The 16,313-nt window shown below is 70.7% G+C and carries 14 protein-coding genes and 2 pseudogenes; 8 read left to right on the top strand and 8 right to left on the bottom strand.

What is annotated here, in order from left to right; all coding sequences use genetic code 11:
* Positions 1–60 precede the first annotated feature (60 nt).
* Positions 61–1,134 (bottom strand): P1 family peptidase, encoded by a 1,074-nt coding sequence (locus ACIBCU_RS31380; RefSeq protein ID WP_399235564.1) that lies wholly within the window; start codon positions 1,132–1,134, stop codon positions 61–63.
* A gap of 174 nt (positions 1,135–1,308) precedes the next feature.
* Between ACIBCU_RS31380 and ACIBCU_RS31385 the strand changes: the two are divergent.
* From ACIBCU_RS31385 to ACIBCU_RS31415, 7 genes and pseudogenes are all read left to right on the top strand, one after another.
* A pseudogene (locus ACIBCU_RS31385) lies at positions 1,309–1,446 on the top strand (ATP-binding cassette domain-containing protein); the annotation flags it as partial.
* A gap of 155 nt (positions 1,447–1,601) precedes the next feature.
* A complete protein-coding gene (locus ACIBCU_RS31390; RefSeq protein WP_399235566.1) occupies positions 1,602–2,759 on the top strand; it encodes an MFS transporter in 1,158 nt (385 codons plus the stop codon).
* Entirely contained in the window at positions 2,756–5,080 is a 2,325-nt protein-coding gene (locus ACIBCU_RS31395; RefSeq protein ID WP_362927893.1) for a molybdopterin oxidoreductase family protein, read from the top strand. The genes ACIBCU_RS31390 and ACIBCU_RS31395 overlap by 4 nt, the downstream gene beginning before the upstream one ends.
* 7 nt (positions 5,081–5,087) lie before the next feature.
* Positions 5,088–5,690, top strand: coding sequence for a 4Fe-4S dicluster domain-containing protein (locus ACIBCU_RS31400; protein ID WP_104786667.1), 603 nt, complete (start codon positions 5,088–5,090; stop codon positions 5,688–5,690).
* Positions 5,687–6,382 carry a ubiquinol-cytochrome c reductase iron-sulfur subunit gene (locus ACIBCU_RS31405; RefSeq protein WP_399235569.1) on the top strand — a complete coding sequence of 232 codons (696 nt, stop codon included), beginning with the start codon at positions 5,687–5,689 and terminating at the stop codon, positions 6,380–6,382. Before ACIBCU_RS31400 ends, ACIBCU_RS31405 begins: the two co-directional genes overlap by 4 nt.
* A complete protein-coding gene (locus ACIBCU_RS31410) occupies positions 6,379–6,783 on the top strand; it encodes a hypothetical protein (protein WP_362927891.1) in 405 nt (134 codons plus the stop codon). Before ACIBCU_RS31405 ends, ACIBCU_RS31410 begins: the two co-directional genes overlap by 4 nt.
* Before the next feature lie 21 nt (positions 6,784–6,804).
* Positions 6,805–7,032, top strand: coding sequence for a hypothetical protein (locus ACIBCU_RS31415; protein WP_356709782.1), 228 nt, complete (start codon positions 6,805–6,807; stop codon positions 7,030–7,032).
* A 57-nt stretch (positions 7,033–7,089) separates the two neighbouring features.
* On the opposite strand, the pseudogene ACIBCU_RS31420 reads toward ACIBCU_RS31415, so the two are convergent.
* The 6 genes and pseudogenes from ACIBCU_RS31420 to ACIBCU_RS31445 all read right to left on the bottom strand — a co-directional run.
* Positions 7,090–7,296: pseudogene (locus ACIBCU_RS31420) on the bottom strand (MscL family protein); the annotation flags it as partial.
* Positions 7,297–7,415: 119 nt separating this feature from the next.
* Positions 7,416–7,976: an RcpC/CpaB family pilus assembly protein gene (locus ACIBCU_RS31425; RefSeq protein ID WP_362927890.1), complete on the bottom strand. Its 561-nt coding sequence runs from the start codon at positions 7,974–7,976 to the stop codon at positions 7,416–7,418.
* 181 nt (positions 7,977–8,157) lie between these two features.
* Positions 8,158–9,006: an S-methyl-5'-thioadenosine phosphorylase gene (locus tag ACIBCU_RS31430; RefSeq protein ID WP_362927889.1), complete on the bottom strand. Its 849-nt coding sequence runs from the start codon at positions 9,004–9,006 to the stop codon at positions 8,158–8,160.
* An 87-nt stretch (positions 9,007–9,093) separates the two neighbouring features.
* A complete protein-coding gene (locus ACIBCU_RS31435; protein ID WP_362927888.1) occupies positions 9,094–9,444 on the bottom strand; it encodes an FmdB family zinc ribbon protein in 351 nt (116 codons plus the stop codon).
* A gap of 66 nt (positions 9,445–9,510) precedes the next feature.
* Complete coding sequence (locus ACIBCU_RS31440) at positions 9,511–10,791, bottom strand: MFS transporter (RefSeq protein ID WP_399235572.1); 1,281 nt, start codon at positions 10,789–10,791, stop codon at positions 9,511–9,513.
* Positions 10,792–11,104: 313 nt separating this feature from the next.
* A complete protein-coding gene (locus ACIBCU_RS31445; RefSeq protein WP_399235780.1) occupies positions 11,105–12,718 on the bottom strand; it encodes a potassium/proton antiporter in 1,614 nt (537 codons plus the stop codon).
* 217 nt (positions 12,719–12,935) lie between these two features.
* Between ACIBCU_RS31445 and ACIBCU_RS31450 the strand changes: the two genes are divergently transcribed.
* On the top strand, positions 12,936–15,680 hold the full coding sequence (locus tag ACIBCU_RS31450; protein WP_399235574.1) for a penicillin acylase family protein: 2,745 nt from the start codon (positions 12,936–12,938) through the stop codon (positions 15,678–15,680).
* On the opposite strand, the gene ACIBCU_RS31455 is transcribed toward ACIBCU_RS31450, so the two are convergent.
* Positions 15,677–16,270, bottom strand: a complete 594-nt coding sequence (locus tag ACIBCU_RS31455; protein ID WP_362927885.1) for a 5-formyltetrahydrofolate cyclo-ligase — start codon at positions 16,268–16,270, stop codon at positions 15,677–15,679. The genes ACIBCU_RS31450 and ACIBCU_RS31455 overlap by 4 nt on opposite strands.
* Positions 16,271–16,313 lie beyond the last annotated feature (43 nt).

Raw genomic sequence — 16,313 nt, forward strand, 5'->3', positions numbered from 1 at the left:
TACCGCGCACGCAGAAAGTTCCTGCTGTTCGGGATACCGCGCAAGAGGTTCCCGGCAGCTTCAGGATGTGCCGTAGAGCTGGCTGTACGAGGGGAATGTGCCTCCGGGGCCGTCGGCGCCCCGCGCCGCCCTGACGGCCTTCACGATGGCGCGGGCCAGGGCGTCCGCCCCCGCCGCCAGGATGTCGTTGAGCGCGGCGACGGGTTCCTGGGGCAACGGCAGGCGGCCGGTGGAGAGGGCGAAGACGGTGTCCCCGTCGGTGAGCAGATGGACCGGCCGGACGGCGCGCGCCAGCCCGTCGTGCGCCGTGCCCGCGAGCTTCTGCGCCTGGGCCCGGGTGAGGACGGCGTCGGTCGCGACGACGGCGATCGTGGTGTTGAAGGCGCCGCCGGTCACCTCCGTCCGGTCCGCCCGCGCGTCCCGGATCTCCGCCAGCCGCCGGCGCGCGGCTTCGTGCACCGCGGGCGCGGGGTGCGCGGTCGGCTCTCCCGCGCCGTACTCCCCGTACAGCACCCCGGTCCGTGGATCCAGGACGGAGCCCGCCGCGTTGACGACGGCGAGAGCGGCGACCGTGGCCCCGGAGGGCAGGCGCACGCTCGCCGTGCCGACACCCCCTTTGAGCTGCCCGGCCACCGCTCCCGTACCTGCGCCCACCGAGCCCTCGGGCACCCGCGTGCCCGGCTCGGAGGCGGCGGCGGCCTCCACGGCGGCGCGGCCGGTCGACGCGTCGGGGCGGGCCCGCCACTCCCCGCCCCGCCCCAGGTCGAAGAGGCAGGCCGCCGGCACCACCGGGACCACCTGGGAGGGGTCCGGGCCGACCCGGACGCCGCGCCCCTGCTCCTCGAGCCAGGCCATTACGCCGGACGCGGCGTCGAGCCCGTACGCGCTGCCGCCGGTCAGGACGACCGCGTCGATCCGCTGCACCAGGTTGCGCGGATCGAGGGCGTCCGTCTCCCTGGTGCCGGGGCCGCCGCCGCGTACGTCGACGGCCGCCACCGCTCCCCCCTCGGGGGCCAGGACGACGGTGGTCCCGCTCAGCGCGCCCTCGCCCGGCACCCCGGCGTGGCCGACGCGGATGCCGGCCACGTCCGTCAGCGCGTCCAGCGGGCCCTGGCCGGGCTGTTCCTCGGTCATGGAGAGCTCCTCGAGAGTGCGGGGTCGCCGTGCAGGGGCGAACGTACAGGCGGCGGACGGGGGAGCGGGGGTATTTACGAGGCCTTCTTCGCCCCCCGTTCGCGCGCCGTTCGCGTTCGAGGAGCCGCGGCGATCGCGATGACGCCGTTGCCGGAGTCGCTGCTGACCCACCGTCCCGCGCGGATCTCTACGCGGCGGGGCCCGAACGGCAGCGGGAAGTCCACGCTGCTGCGCGCGCTGTCGCGGCTGCACCGGGTCGACGGCGGCCGGGTGAGGCTCGGCGCCCCCGGCGGTTCCTCGGACGAACCGGCGCCGACGAGTAACCCCCTCGGCTGCCGCGTTGCGACCGGTGATGGGCTCGCGCGGGGATCCGGGAAGAGCCGGGGCTCGGGCCACCTGGGCGACGCGCTCACACCATCGGGGCATATAACGGGACCAAACGCCCATTGCGGCCCTACGGTGGCCGGGTGACCGAGCCACCAGAACCCGTCGCAGCCGAGCAGCCCGAGACCGGTGTCCGCACCGCCACGTCCGGTGGGACGGACGGCCGGCACCCCGGCAAGGGGCCCTCCGTCGCCGCGAGGGCGGCCCGGAACCTTCCGCGATCCGTCTCCGGCCGCGCGGCGCTGGCCGGAGCCGTGGTCTCCTGCCTGCTGATCCTCGCGATCGTGTTCGGCAGCCGCCTGCTGCACGACTTCGACTCGGCGCTGCTCCCGTACGCCGTCGCCACCGTCTTCCTCGCCTTCGGGGTCACCTACCGCTACACGGTCTGGGTGTCCGCCCCCGGCGCCCGACGGCTCTTCAAGAACGGCTGGCGCAGCCTGTTCTCGGCCGAGAACTTCCGCAAGGCGCCCACCGCCCTGCCGAAGATGATCGCGACCTACCTGGGCTTCCAGAAATTCCTCGGCGCCCGCTCCCACGCACGCTGGGCAGCCCACCAGCTGATCTTCTGGGGCTGCATCCTCGCCGCACTGATCACCTTCCCGCTGACCTGGGGCTGGTTCACCTTCACCTCCGACACCGGGTCGGGGCCCGGCTACGAGATGCGCATCTGGGGCCTCAAGGTCCTCGGCTTCGACTCCCTGAACATCATCGGCTGGCTGATGTTCCACGGCCTGGACATCGCCGCGGTGCTCGTCATCCCCGGCGCGGGGTACTTCCTCTGGCGCCGTATGAAGGACCGGGGGGCCATCACCGGTCAGCGGTTCGCCTACGACATGGTGCCGCTGCTCGCTCTGATCATCATCTCCGTGACGGGTCTGCTGCTCACCTTCTCCTCGATCTTCCTGCACGGCGGAGGCTACGAGTTCCTGGCGATTCTCCACATGGTGTCGGTGGTCTTCACCCTCATCTACATCCCGTTCGGGAAGTTCTTCCACATCGTGCAGCGCCCGGCAGCGGTCGGCATGCAGCTCTTCAAGTACACCGGGCGCCAGGACGACGAGGTCTTCGCCTGCCGCCGCTGCGGAGAGGCCATCGACACCGGCCCGTACGTCGAGAATCTGCGCGCCACCATGCGTGACCTCGAACTCGGCTTCGACGCATGGGCCGAATACTGCCCGCGCTGCAAGCGGGTACTGCGCGGCAACGCCTATCTCACCCAGGTCAAGAAGGGCTTCAAGTGACCGCGGACCCACGCGCAGCCGACAGCCGCACGACCGTCCCCCTCGACCCCTCCCTCGCCCCGCCCGGCACCCGTGGCTTCCGCGACGCGGGCGGCATCCCGGCCGACCAGTGGCACGCCGACCAGAACGGCGAGACGCTCGTCCCCACCCACTGCTGCTTCTGCGGTGTCCAGTGCGGGATGTATCTCCGCGTGGACCGCGGCGGCAAGGTCTTCGGCGTGGAGCCCCGCAACCACGACATCAACCGCATGCGGCTCTGCCCCAAGGGCATCAACGCCTACCAGCAGGTCAACCACCCGGACCGGCTCACCGCACCTCTCATGCGCCGCTCCCGCGACGAGGAACTGCGGGAGGTCTCCTGGGACGAGGCGCTCGACTTCACCGTCTCCGAGATCAGGCGCATCCAGCAGGAGCACGGGCGGGACGCCTTCGGCGTCCTCGGCGGGGCCAGCCTCTTCTCCGAGAAGACGTATCTGGTCGGCAAATTCGCCCGGGTGGCGCTGAAGACCAAGCACGTCGACTACAACGGCCGGCTCTGCATGGTGAGCGCCGCCGGTGCCAACAAGCTCGCCTTCAACATCGACCGGGCCGGCAACCCCTTCTCCGACATCCTGCTCACCGACTGCCTCCTGCTCGCCGGGGCCAACGTCGGTGAGTGCTTCCCCGTGCTGACCCAGTACGTCTGGGGGGCCCGGGACCGCGGCGCCACTCTGATCGTGGTCGACCCGCGTGAGACGGCGGTCGCGCGCACCGCCGACATCCATGTCGCACTCAAGTCGGGGACCGACTCGGCCTTCTTCAACGCCGTCCTGAACGTGGTCATCGAGGAGGGGCTCACCGACGAGGCCTACCTCGCGGCCCATGCCACCGGCTGGGAGGAGGTCAAGGCCAACGTCGCCCAGTACCCCCCGTCCCGCGCCGCCGAGATCTGCGGGATCCCCGCCGAGCAGGTCGTCCAGGTCGCCCGTGCCTTCGCCCGCGCGCCCAAGGCCATGGCCTTCCACGCCCGGGGCATCGAACATCACACGCAGGGCGTCGAGAACTGTCTCAGCGTGATCAACCTCTGCACCGCCACCGGCCACATCGGCAAGCCCGGCGCCGGATACGGCACCCTCACCGGGCAGGGGAACGGCCAGGGCGGCCGGGAACACGGTCAGAAGGCCGACCTCCTTCCCGGCGGCCGCTCGATCCTCAACGAGGAGCACCGTCGGCAGATCTGCGAGGTCTGGGGCATCGAGGAGTCCGAACTCCCGGCCGCCGGAACCTCGATGATGGAAATGGTCTGGCAGATGCAGCGCCAGGAGATCCGCGGTCTCATCGGCATCTGCAACAACCCCTTCGTGTCGCTCCCCAACTACGCCGTGGTCAAGGAGGGGTACGACACCACCGAATTCCACGCCCAGTTCGACTTCTTCCTCTCCGAGACCGCCGCCAACGCGCACGTCGTCTTCCCCGTCACCATCTGGGCCGAGGACGAAGGGGTGATGGCCAACGCGGAGGCACGCGTCGTCAAGCACAACAAGGCGCAGGAACCGCCGTCCGGCGTGCGGACCGACACCTGGGTGATGTGCGAGATCGCCCGCCGCCTCGGAGAAGGCGACAAGTTCGCCTTCGGCAGCTCCCGCGAGGTCTTCGACGAACTGCGCAGGGCCTCCGCGGGCACGATCATCGACTACTCCGGAATCACCTACGAACGGCTCGAGGAGACGGGCGGAATCTCCTGGCCCTGCCCGTCCACCGACCACCCCGGCACCCCCCGGCTGTTCGAGGACGGCACGACCTACCACGCCGACGGCAAGATCCACATGCAGGTCGTCGAGTGGCACCCGCCGGCGGACCCGTACGACGCCGAGCACCCGATGACGCTGACGACCGGGCGCACCGTCGCCCACTACCTCTCCGGCAACCAGACCCGTCGGCTGGGGGCCCTCGTGGAGCAGACCCCGCGGCCCTGGGCCGAGGTGCACCCCTCCCACGGATTCCACAACGGCGAACCCGTCCGCGTCGTCACCCGGCGCGGCAGCGAGGTCTTCCCCGCGCTGGTCACCGAGGCGATCCGTCCCGACACGGTGTTCATCCCCTACCACTGGCCCGTCCCCACGGCTGCCAACGCCCTGACCATCGACGCCCTCGACCCCCGCTCCAAGATCCCCGAGTACAAGGTCTGCGCCTGCCGCATCGAGCACGCCGAGGCGATCGACGAGGTCCCCGCGCCCCCCGTCGCACCCGGCCATGTCGCCTATCCCGAGACCCAGGTCTCCCGCACCGACCCGCTGCCGCCCACGGCCCCGCAGGGCCGCGGCACCTCGGAAAGGAGCTGATGCCCGGATGATGGGCAGAACGATGTTCATCGACCCGGGGCGCTGCATCGGCTGCCAGGCCTGTGTCTCCGCCTGCCGGGAATGCGACTCGCACCGAGGCAAGTCGATGATCCACCTCGACTACACCGACGAGGGTTCATCCGTCGCCTCCCTCCCCACGGTCTGCATGCACTGCGAGGACCCGGTGGCCCCCTGCGCCGAGGTCTGCCCGGCCGACGCGATCCTGGTCACCGCGGACGGCGTCGTGCAGCAGGCCGACACCACCCGCTGCATCGGCTGCGCCAACTGCGTCAACGCCTGCCCCTTCGGTGTCCCGAAGATCGACCTCCAGGCGAAGCTGCAGATGAAGTGCAACCTCTGCTACGACCGCACCGCCTACGGACTCGCCCCCATGTGCGCCACCGTCTGCCCCACCGGTGCCCTCTATTACGGCACCGTCGAGGAACTCCAGGCGGAGCGCCCCGGTGTGCAGGTCGCCGACACGTTCGTCTTCGGCGAGAGCGAGGTCCGCACCGGCGTGGCCATGGTCGTGCCCGCGGAGCGGGTCCAGTGGCCGGTACCCGGCGGACTCCCCGTCGTCGAGATCAACGGGAAGGACGTCCGCCGATGAGCGTCACCGAACAGCAGCAGCCGGGCCCCGACCACGGCTCTGGGAGCGACCCCCGCGAAGCCCTGCACGACCGGATCGCCGCCGACTCGCTGACCACCCGCCGCGACTACCTCCGGATCGTCGCCACCGTGTCCGGCGGCCTCGCCGTGGGCGGTCTGGCCGTGGCGGGCGGCATCCTCCACCGGCACGGCGAGACGGAGGACGGGAAGGCACCGTCCCCGAAGAGGATCGCCGCGCAGCTGCCGCCCGGCGAGTCCCTCGCCTTCCGCTACCCCGGCGACGAGGACCGGGCGGTCGCCGTGCGGATGGACGACGGCACCCTCGTCGGCTACTCCGCCGTCTGCACCCATCTGGCCTGCGGCGTGCTCTGGCGCAAGGACCGGGGCACGGACGGCGAGCTCTACTGCCCCTGCCACGAGGGAGTCTTCGACGCCCGCACCGGTGAGGTCACGGCCGGCCCGCCGCCCCGCGGGCTGCCCAAGGTGGTGCTGACCGAGCTGGAGGACGGCAGTATCTGGGCCGTCGGGACCACCCGCTCCGGGGAGAGCGCCGAAGCAGGGCTGTGCCGCCAGCTCGGCGAGGACCGCCCCGACCTCGCCGCACGGATCGGCTGCCCCGGCACCGGAGGCGGGGCGGAGGCGCCACCCGCGCCGGCTCCGTCCGACGCCGCCCCCACGGGGAGACAGTCATGACCGAACCCCTGGACCCGATCGAGCCGCCGCGGGCCCCCAGCCCCGCCGGCACGCGGTATCCCGACTACCACCCCGGCAGCGAGCGGGCCGAGCTGAACCGCCCCCTCCATGAGCGCTACCCCCAGATCCGGCCCACCAGTGGCTATGCCGACCCCCGGGTCCGCCACACCGGTCCGGGGCCGGGAGCGGGCTCCGAGCAGGAACCCGAGCGCTCCGCGAAGCTGACGGCCCGGCTGGTGCTGGCGATGAGCGTCGTCATCGGCCAGCTGTGGGCTCTGACGGAGGTCGTCAACGTGTGGATGGAGGGCGACACGGGCACGGCCTGGTGGGGCGCCGGCTTTCTGTGCCTGTCGTTCCTCGTCGTGCTGGGACTGTGGCTGCTCGATCCCAAGGATCGCTGAGCCCGGCCGTATCCTGGAGGCATGAGTACCGCCCCCGCCCCCGGACCGCGAGAGTCGAAGCCGCCGCAGCCCCAGCAGCGGCCCCCGCAGGAGTCCGGGCCCAAGCCGTCGGCTCTGGTCTTCGACGATCCGCTGGACCGGCAGTCCGCGGACGACACGGACCAGGGGTGGGGTGAGCGGGCTCCGGCCGGCGGCGGCGCGGCCGACCTCGCCCGCTTCCTCGACGAGAAGCCGCCCCACCACATCTGAGGCGGCCTGCCGGGCAGGGGGCCGGCCGTGCGGAGACGCCCTCAGGCCTGGCCCCGCGCAGGGCCCCTGGAGGCAGGATGTGTACTTCTCCAGGTCCTGGGTGCCGAACGCACCGACCACCGGATTGATGATTCCCTTCACGACCGCGTTCACCACGTTCGTGAAGGCGGCACCGATGACGACGGCGACCGCGAGGTCGATCACATTGCCGCGCGTCAGAAAGGCCTTGAAGCCCTCCAGAAGGCCGACCTTCTTCTCGCTCACAGGTGAGCCTTCCTCTGTGCGTGCCGTAGAGGGAGCGAACCGCCCCGCCACATAAGGCGGCAGAAGACCACACTGTCCAATCGGGTACGTCGCACGGGTGAGTTGACGCGGTACCAGTTCTATTCGGCATGGGACACCGCCACCGCGAGCCGCCCCGACGCACCGGCGCCCGCCAGAGCCGCCGCGGTCTCCCGCTCCACGGACAGGACCACCAGGGCGCCATGTCCCACGCCCGCCCCGCCGTCGGCCGCAGGGAAAGGCGCCTCCGCGTCGCCCGCACCGTGCGGGACCTCCGCCACGCGCACGTCCCGTGCCACCACTCTGGCCCGGGGCTCCCCGTCGGCCGCGGCGATCACGTCGACGCGGTCGCCCCGCCGCAGCAGCCCCACCGTCGCCGCGTCGGCGATCCGCACCGGAGCGGACACCAGACGTACGGCCGGCCGGTCGGGCCCCGGCGGTGCGTCCCCGCCGACGGCAGCCGCCCCTCTCTCCCCGCCCAGCCCTGAGGCGGCGAGCACGGCCGAGGCCAGCGCGAAGCCCGCGGCCAGCGCCCGGCGCTGCCCCCGCAGCGCCCGCCGGAGACGCCGCCCGCCGCCGCCCCGCACGCGCAGGGGCCCGAAGGACGGGACCCCGCACGGTGCGGGAGGCGCGGGACGTGTATCGGGCACCGACGGGAACATGGCCAACACCACCTGCCGTGAGGGGAGTCCCGCGGGAGGCCCCGCCGGACCCCCTCACGATCCACCCTCCGCGGAAATCCCGCCCGGCCCTGTGGACAGCCCTCACGATGTGGATAACCCGGCCACCCGTACGGGGCAGGAAGCGGGCAGAGCGCGAGCTGGGCGCCCGTGACGTGCCGGGCTACGGCAGCTCGATCCCCGTATCGATCCCGTCCAGCGCGTGCGCGCACACGCAGTCACGGCCCTCGTTCGCGGGCAGAGCGGCCACCGCGTCGAAGAGCACCGACCGCAGCCGGTCCACATTGGCCGCGAACACCTCGAGCACCTCGGCGTGGTTGACACCCTCACCGGCCTCGGCCCCCGCGTCGAGGTCCGTCACCAGCGTCAGCGTCGTGTAGCAGAGGTTCAGTTCACGGGCGAGCACCGCCTCCGGATGTCCCGTCATCCCGACGACCGACCAGCCCATCGCGGCGTGCCAGCGCGACTCGGCGCGGGTCGAGAAACGCGGGCCCTCGACCACGACCAGGGTTCCGCCGTCCACCGGCTCCCAGTCCCGACCGCGGGCCGCGGCCAGGGCCGCCTTGCGGCCCTGGGGGCAATACGGGTCGGCGAAGCCGAGGTGCACCACGTTCGGCTCGGTGCCGTCAGCCAGGGGCTCACCGTCGTAATACGTCTGCGTGCGGGCCTTCGTACGGTCGACCATCTGGTCCGGTACGAGCAGGGTGCCGGGGCCGTACTCCGGACGCAGACCGCCGACCGCGCACGGGCCGAGCACCTGGCGTACGCCGACGGAACGCAGGGCCCAGAGGTTGGCGCGGTAGTTGATCCGGTGCGGCGGGAGGTGGTGGCCGCGGCCGTGTCGCGGGAGGAAGGCCACCCGGCGGCCCGCGAGTTCACCCAGGAAGAGGGAGTCGCTCGGCGCTCCGTACGGGGTGTCCACCTGGATCTCGGTGACGTCCTCCAGGAAGGAGTAGAAGCCCGATCCGCCGATGACACCGATTTCCGCTGTAGCCGTCTCTGCGTTCACCATGCGGTCACACTAACCGGGCGCGCACGACCGGGACCCCGCCGAGTCGATCAGCGGGGTCCGGGGTGGAACATGTGGTGTGCGGGTGCCTCAGGCGGCCGACGTACCGCTCGACGAGGAAGAAGCCGAGGAGGAGGTCGAGGACGCGGCCGAGGCGGCCGGCTTCGCGTCCGACTTCGCCGAGGAGGACCCGGAGGCCGACCCGGCAGAAGAATCGGATGTCTTCGCGGACGACGACGTGGCCGGCGTGCTGCTCGACGAGGAGCCGCGGCTGTCGTTCCGGTAGAAACCGGATCCCTTGAAGACGATGCCGACGGCCGAGAACACCTTCTTGAGGCGTCCCTCGCAGTTCGGGCACACGGTCAGGGCATCATCGGTGAACTTCTGCACCGCTTCGAGGCCCTCGCCGCATTCGGTGCACTGGTACTGATAGGTCGGCACTTGCTCCTCCTGGCACTCTCACTCAATGAGTGCTAACGACGCTCCATACTGACCTATTCCGAGCGATCAGTCCACCGTGACCGGCTCGCGGTGACCGATCCCACGTGCCACCGTCCGTCCTCCGGCCCTCGGCATCAGCCGTGAACGCAGGGCCAGCAGGGTCGCCAGGGCCAGCGCCGTGCCGGCCAGTGGGACCACGAAACCCGTGCTCGCGCCATGGGCGTCCGCGAGCTGTCCGGCCACCGTGACGGCCGCCGCCTGACCCAGCGCCACGGCGCCCGTCAGCCAGGTGAAGGCCTCGGTCCTGGCGGACGCGGGCACCAGGGCTTCGACCAGGGTGTAGCCGCTGATCAGTGCGGGTGCGATGCACAGTCCGACCAGCAGTCCGAGCCCCGCCAGCAGCGGTACGGAGTGCACGGCCCAGAGACCGGAAGCGGTCAGCGTCAGGGCCACGTAGCCGACGATCAGCCGGCGGCGCGGGCTGCTCTTCCAGGCGATGGCCCCGCAGGCGATACCTGCCAGCATGTTGCCGGCCGCGAAGATCCCGTACAGCAGCCCGTTCACGCCCGGCCGGCCGATCTCCTCGGAGAACGCCGTCAGGGAGACCTGCATACCGCCGAACACGGCGCCGATGCCCAGGAAGGTGATCGCGAGGACGCGCACTCCGGGCACGGAGAGCGCCGAGCGGTGCGGTCCGTCCGCCGTGGTGGCGCCCCGGGGAGCGGGCTGGGTGGAGCGCTGGGCGGCGAACAGGATGCCGCCCAGCAGTGTCAGCGCCGCCTCCGCGATCAGTCCGGCCGCAGGGTGCACGCCGGTGCACAGCGCGGTCGCGAGCACGGGCCCGACGACGAAGGTGAACTCGTCCGTCACGGACTCGAAGGCGGCGGCCGTGGTCATCAGCGGGGAGGCCGGACGCCCCGGGGCGGCACCGAGCCGGGCCGCCCAGCGCGCCCGCACCATCGGCCCGATCTGCGGGATGGACGCCCCGGTGGGCACCGCCGCCAGGAACAGCGCCCACAGCGGCGCGTCCGCCAGGGCGAGTGCCGTGAGGCCGCCGACGGAGACGGCGTGCATGAGGACGCCGGGCAGGAGCACGGCCTGCTGACCGAACCGGTCGGCGAGCCTGCCGCTCTGCGGCGCGACCAGCGCCATGGAGACGCCGGAGACGGCGGCCACGGCGCCCGCACTGCCGTACGAGCCGGTGGTGTGCTGAACCAGGAGCACGATCCCGATGGTCAGCATGGCGAAGGGCTGCCGGGCCGCGAAGCCCGGGAGGAGGAAGGTCCACGCACCCGGGGTGCGCAGCAACTGCCCGTAACCGGGGCGGTCGGAGACCGTGGACGCCACGGTCCATGCCTTTCTGCCGCCTGGTGGCCGTGTCCCGGGACGCCTCGCACCGGGGTGCGGGGAGCGTGCGGGAGCTGCCGAGAGCTGTCCTCTTCGCGCGGAACTGCGGTAGATGCCGGGCGCTCGCTCCAGAGGCGAAGGACGCCACGACCGCCATACGGTCGCGCCAGCTCTGCATCAGACAGAGTTGGTCGATCAGGGTTGGTCGATCACGTTCACATCGTGTGGATCAGAAGATCCAGTCCTTCATCTTACAGGCCTTGTCCCCGGCACACCTGCGATTGTGCGCGGGTGCCCCTCGCCGCCTCTCCTGTCAGTGAGGGGCCCGGCCGCTGTCCGCCTTGTCCGCCGGACGGCTCTCGCCGCCCTTGCCCAGCTTCCGGGCCAGCTTCGGGAGGTGCGGCATGCCCACCGTGGCCTCGTCGGACCGGTCCGCCCCACCCGTCCCCAGCCAGCCGGCCAGTTTGCCGCCCTGTCCGACCGCCCGCAGCCGGGCCTCCGCCGCGTCGCGCACCGGATCGGTCGCGACGACCAGCAGCTCGTCCCCGCGGCGCAGCACGGTCGAGGGTGCGGGGACGAAGCTCTTGCCGTCCCGTACGACGAGGGTGACGGCGGCCCCGGCGGGCAGCCGCAGCTCCGCGACCTCCACTCCGTGCATCCTGGACTTGCCTGGGACCGCGACGGACAGCAGATGGCCGCGCAGCCGTTCCAGGGGTGCCGACTCGATGCCGAGGTCGGCGGTCTCCGACGGGTCGTCGGAGATCTTCAGGGCCTTCGCCAGCCAGGGCAGGGTCGGTCCCTGGATCAGCGTGTAGACGATCACGAGCACGAAGACGATGTTGAAGACCCGGGTGCTCCCCTCGATCCCGGACACCATGGGGATGGTCGCCAGGATGATGGGGACGGCGCCACGCAGGCCCGCCCAGGACATCAGAGCCTTCTCGCGCCGTGGCAGCCGGAACGGCGCCAGGCTGATGAAGACGGACAACGGCCGGGCGACGGCGGTGAGGACCAGCCCCACGACCACGGCGGGCCAGAAGTCGTCGATCAGGTCGTGCGGGGTGACCAGCAGGCCGAGCAGGACGAACATGCCGATCTGCGCCAGCCAGCCGAGCCCGTCGGCGAAGCCCCGGGTCGCAGGCCAGTGCGGGAGCTTCGAGTTGCCGAGGACCATCGCGGCCAGGTAGACGGCCAGGAAGCCACTGCCGTGGGCCATGGCGCCCGCCGCGTACGCCGACACCGCGATGGCCATCACGGCGATCGGGTAGAGCCCGGAGGCGGGCAGTGCCACATGGCGGATCCCGTAGGAGCCCAGCCAGCCCACCGCGAGGCCGATCGCGGCACCGATGGCCAGCTCCAGGGCTATCTCGCCGACCAGGACGTACCAGTGCTCCACGGGGCCGACGGCGGAGAACGCCACCACGAGGATCACCACGGGGGCGTCGTTGAAGCCGGATTCGGCCTCCAGGACACCGGTGATGCGGGAAGGCAACGGGACCTTGCGCAGGACGGAGAAGACGGCCGCGGCGTCGGTGGAGGAGACGACGGCTCCGATGATCAGGGCCTGCCGCCAGTCGAGGCCGACGAGATAGTGCGCCGCGCTCGCGGTGACGCCCACGCTGATGCCCACGCCGATGGTCGACAGCATGGCTGCCGCCGGCAGCGCGGGTTTCACTTCTTTCCACTTCGTGCCTAGGCCGCCCTCGGCCAGGATGACGACCAGGGCGGCGTAACCGATCACCTGGGTCAGCTCGGCGTTGTCGAACTTGACGTCGAAGATGCCGTCCTGCCCCATGGCGATGCCGATGCCGAGGTACAGGAGCAGGCTGGGAAGCCCGCTGCGGGACGAAATGCGAACGGCCGCGACGGCGACCAGCAGGACGAGTGAGCAGACGAGCAGAAGTTCGTTGAGCGCGTGGACAGTCAGGGTCCGTTCCTTCCCTGCGTACGCCTTCCGGATCGTCCTCCGGTGGCCAGTACTTCGTTACCTTACCTAATCTTTAACGTCTTCTTGACGCCTTCGAGTGTTCGTGCGAACCGGTGCGCAAATGGATGCATCCCCATACCGCGTCCGAGTGGCTTCGGCGGGGCGCCTATGGTTGCTCCTGCACTCCCAGGACCACCCTGCCCCTCGAAGGACAGCGATGCCCGCCAACACAACCGCCCCTTCCGGGTCTTCCGATGCGAAGAAGACCGGCAGGAAGAAGGGGCGACGCGCCCGCCTGATCGTGATCGTCCTGGTGCTGGCGCTTGTCGCGGGTGTCGGATACGGCGCGTACTGGTCCGTTTCCACAGTCCGGGCCTCGTACCCGCAGACCACCGGCTCGCTCGAACTCAAGGGCCTTTCCGGCGACGTCGACGTCAAACGCGACGACTACGGGATCCCGCAGATCTACGCGGACACCGACAGCGACCTGTTCCGCGCCCAGGGCTTCGTCCAGGCCCAGGACCGCTTCTGGGAGATGGACGTACGCCGTCACATGACCTCGGGACGGCTCTCCGAGATGTTCGGCGCCGGCCAGGTCGGGACCGACTCCTTCCTGCGCACGCTGGGCTGGCGCAAGGTCGCGCAACAGGAGTACGACGAGGTCCTGGACGAGGACACCAAGAAGAACCTCCAGGCGTACGCGGAGGGGGTGAACGCGTATCTGGACGGCAAGGACGGCAAGGACATCTCCGTCGAGTACGCGGCGCTCGGCCTGACCAACGACTACAAGCCCACCGAGTGGACCCCGGTCGACTCGGTCGCCTGGCTGAAGGCGATGGCCTGGGACCTGCGCGGGAACATGCAGGACGAGATCGACCGCTCGCTGATGGCCAGCAGGCTCAGCGCGAAGCAGATCAAGGACCTCTACCCGGACTACCCGTACGAGAAGAACAAGCCGATCGTCGAGCAGGGCGCGGTCTCCCCGGTCACCGGTAAGTACGACCCCGAGGCCGAGCCGTCGGGCGGCATCGGTTCGGGGACCGTCGAGGGCGCGACCGAGGGCCTGAACACCCAGCTCTCCGCGCTCTCCGAGAGCCTCGACGAGATCCCGGCGCTGCTCGGCCCCAACGGCAACGGCATCGGATCGAACTCCTGGGTCGTCTCCGGCGAGTACACGACGACGGGCAAGCCGCTGCTGGCCAATGACCCGCACCTGGCGCCGCAACTGCCGTCGCTCTGGTACCAGATGGGGCTGCACTGCCGTCAGCTCTCGGAGTCGTGCCAGTACGACACGGCCGGCTACACGTTCTCCGGGATGCCCGGTGTGATCATCGGCCACAACCAGGACATCGCCTGGGGCTTCACCAACCTCGGCGCGGACGTCACCGACCTCTTCCTGGAGAAGGTCTCGGCCGACGGCTACCAGTACGACGGCAGGACCGAGCCCTTCATCACCCGCGAGGAGACCATCAAGGTCGCGGGCGGGAAGAGCAGGACGATCACCGTCCGTGAGACCAACAACGGCCCGCTGGTCTCCGACCGCAGTGCTGAGCTGGAGAAGGTCGGCAAGAAGGCTCCCGTCACCACCTCGGCGCCGGACCGGGGCGACGGGTACGGGGTCTCCCTGAAGTGGACGGCGCTGGACCCGGGGAAGTCCATGGACGCGGTCTTCGAGCTCAACCGGGCCAAGGACTTCACGAGCTTCCGCAAGGCAGCCGCGCACTTCGAGGTGCCGTCGCAGAACCTCATCTACGCGGACACCGAGGGCCACATCGGCTACCAGGCGCCCGGCAAGATCCCGGTCCGCCTCAAGGGTGACGGCACGACGCCGAGCCCCGGCTGGTCCGCCGCGTACGGCTGGGAGAAGGACCCCATCCCGTTCGACGAGCTGCCGTACGAGTACGACCCGGACCGCGGCTACATCGTCACCGCCAACCAGGCGGTCATCGGTGACGACTACGAGCACATGCTCACCAAGGACTGGGGTTACGGCACCCGCAGCCAGCGGATCAACGACCTGATCCAGAAGAAGATCGACGGCGGCGAGAAGATCTCGACCGACGACATGCAGACGATGCAGATGGACAACCAGAGCGCGATCGCCGCGAAGCTGGTGCCGGAGCTGAAGAAGATCGGCATCGCCGACAAGAACGTCCGCGAGGCGCAGAAGCTGCTGGAGGGCTGGGACTACACCCAGGAGTCCGACTCGGCCGCCGCCGCGTACTTCAACGGTGTCTGGCGCAACATCCTGAAGCTGGCGTTCGGCGACAAGCTCCCCAAGGAGATGCGGGCCGAGGGCGACTGCGTCTATGTGAAGCCGGTCCCCGGCACCGGGCCCGTGGACGAGCAGGACAAGCTCGTACGCGAATGCGGTCAGCGCGACCCGGACGCGGCGCAGCCGGACGGTGGCGACCGCTGGTACGAGGTGGTCGAGAGCATCCTGGACGACCAGGACAACGCGTGGTGGAAGGTCCCGGCCAAGGGGCGCGAGGAGGCCATCGACAGCCGTGACGAGCTCTTCGCCCGTGCCATGGAGGACGCGCGCTGGGAGCTGACCGCGGAGCTGGGCAAGGACATGTCCACCTGGAGCTGGGGCAGGCTGCACCAGCTGACCCTGCGCAACCAGACGCTGGGCACCGATGGGCCCGACCTTCTGCAGCGGGCCCTCAACCGGGGCCCCTGGGACCTCGGAGGCGGCGAGGCGGCGGTCAACGCGACCGGTTGGAACGCGGCGGGCGGCTACGAGGTCATCTGGGTCCCGTCGATGCGGATGGTCGTCAACGTCGGCGACTGGGACAAGTCCCGGTGGATCAACCTCACCGGATCCTCGGGGCACGCGTTCAGCGCGCACTACACCGATCAGACCGACAAGTGGGTCGAGGGCGAACTGCTCGACTGGTCCTTCGGGGCGGACGCCGTGAAGCAGTCCACCGTCGACAGCCTGACGCTCAAGAAACCCTAGGCCCGGTCCCTGGGCGGGAAGCGCCGCGCTCCGGCGGGTGTGACCACGGCATCCACGGGGTGGTCGTGCGGTTCATCAGGAACCCGTGCGACCACCTCGTCGTCGTACAGCAGGACGATCAGGGCGGGGTGCGCCCCGGCCGACGCGAGCCGGGCCAGTACCCGGTCGTAGCTGCCCCCGCCCCGTCCCAGCCGCATTCCGCGCCCGTCCACGGCCAGGCCGGGCAGCAGGACCGCGTCCGCGTCCAGGACCGCCTGCGGGCCGAGAGGCGTGCCGTCCGGCTCCAGCAGGCCCCGGCCGGCGGGCACCAGGTGCTCCGCGCCTTCGAACACGGCCCAGTCCAGGTCGTTGTCCGGCATGAGGACCGGGAGCAGTACGCGTACGCCCCGCGCCCGCAGGGCGTCCAGGAGTGCGTGCGTTCCCGGTTCGCGCCCCACGGACACATAGGCCGCGACGGTCCGGGCGCCGGTCAGCTCGGGGAGATCCGCGGCGGCCGAGGCGAGAACCGCGGCGGTCCTTCTGACGTCTTCCGAGGTGAGGAGCCTCCGCGCGGCGAGCAGTTCACGCCGCAGTGTTGTCTTTCGGGACATGTCATGGTTCAACGGGTGCTCACATAGTTCTTTTATGTGGATG

The organism is Streptomyces sp. NPDC051064, from assembly GCF_044455985.1.
Lineage (GTDB): Bacteria > Actinomycetota > Actinomycetes > Streptomycetales > Streptomycetaceae > Streptomyces.

Bases quoted from the DNA above. Each gene is read 5' to 3' on its own strand.
- ACIBCU_RS31380 (WP_399235564.1), bottom strand. From the start codon at position 1,134: ATGACCGAGGAACAGCCCGGCCAGGGCCCGCTGGACGCGCTGACGGAC.
- ACIBCU_RS31400 (WP_104786667.1), top strand. From the start codon at position 5,088: ATGATGGGCAGAACGATGTTCATCGACCCGGGGCGCTGCATCGGCTGC.
- ACIBCU_RS31405 (WP_399235569.1), top strand. From the start codon at position 5,687: ATGAGCGTCACCGAACAGCAGCAGCCGGGCCCCGACCACGGCTCTGGG.
- ACIBCU_RS31410 (WP_362927891.1), top strand. From the start codon at position 6,379: ATGACCGAACCCCTGGACCCGATCGAGCCGCCGCGGGCCCCCAGCCCC.
- ACIBCU_RS31415 (WP_356709782.1), top strand. From the start codon at position 6,805: ATGAGTACCGCCCCCGCCCCCGGACCGCGAGAGTCGAAGCCGCCGCAG.
- ACIBCU_RS31425 (WP_362927890.1), bottom strand. From the start codon at position 7,976: ATGTTCCCGTCGGTGCCCGATACACGTCCCGCGCCTCCCGCACCGTGC.
- ACIBCU_RS31430 (WP_362927889.1), bottom strand. From the start codon at position 9,006: ATGGTGAACGCAGAGACGGCTACAGCGGAAATCGGTGTCATCGGCGGA.
- ACIBCU_RS31450 (WP_399235574.1), top strand. From the start codon at position 12,936: ATGCCCGCCAACACAACCGCCCCTTCCGGGTCTTCCGATGCGAAGAAG.
- ACIBCU_RS31455 (WP_362927885.1), bottom strand. From the start codon at position 16,270: ATGTCCCGAAAGACAACACTGCGGCGTGAACTGCTCGCCGCGCGGAGG.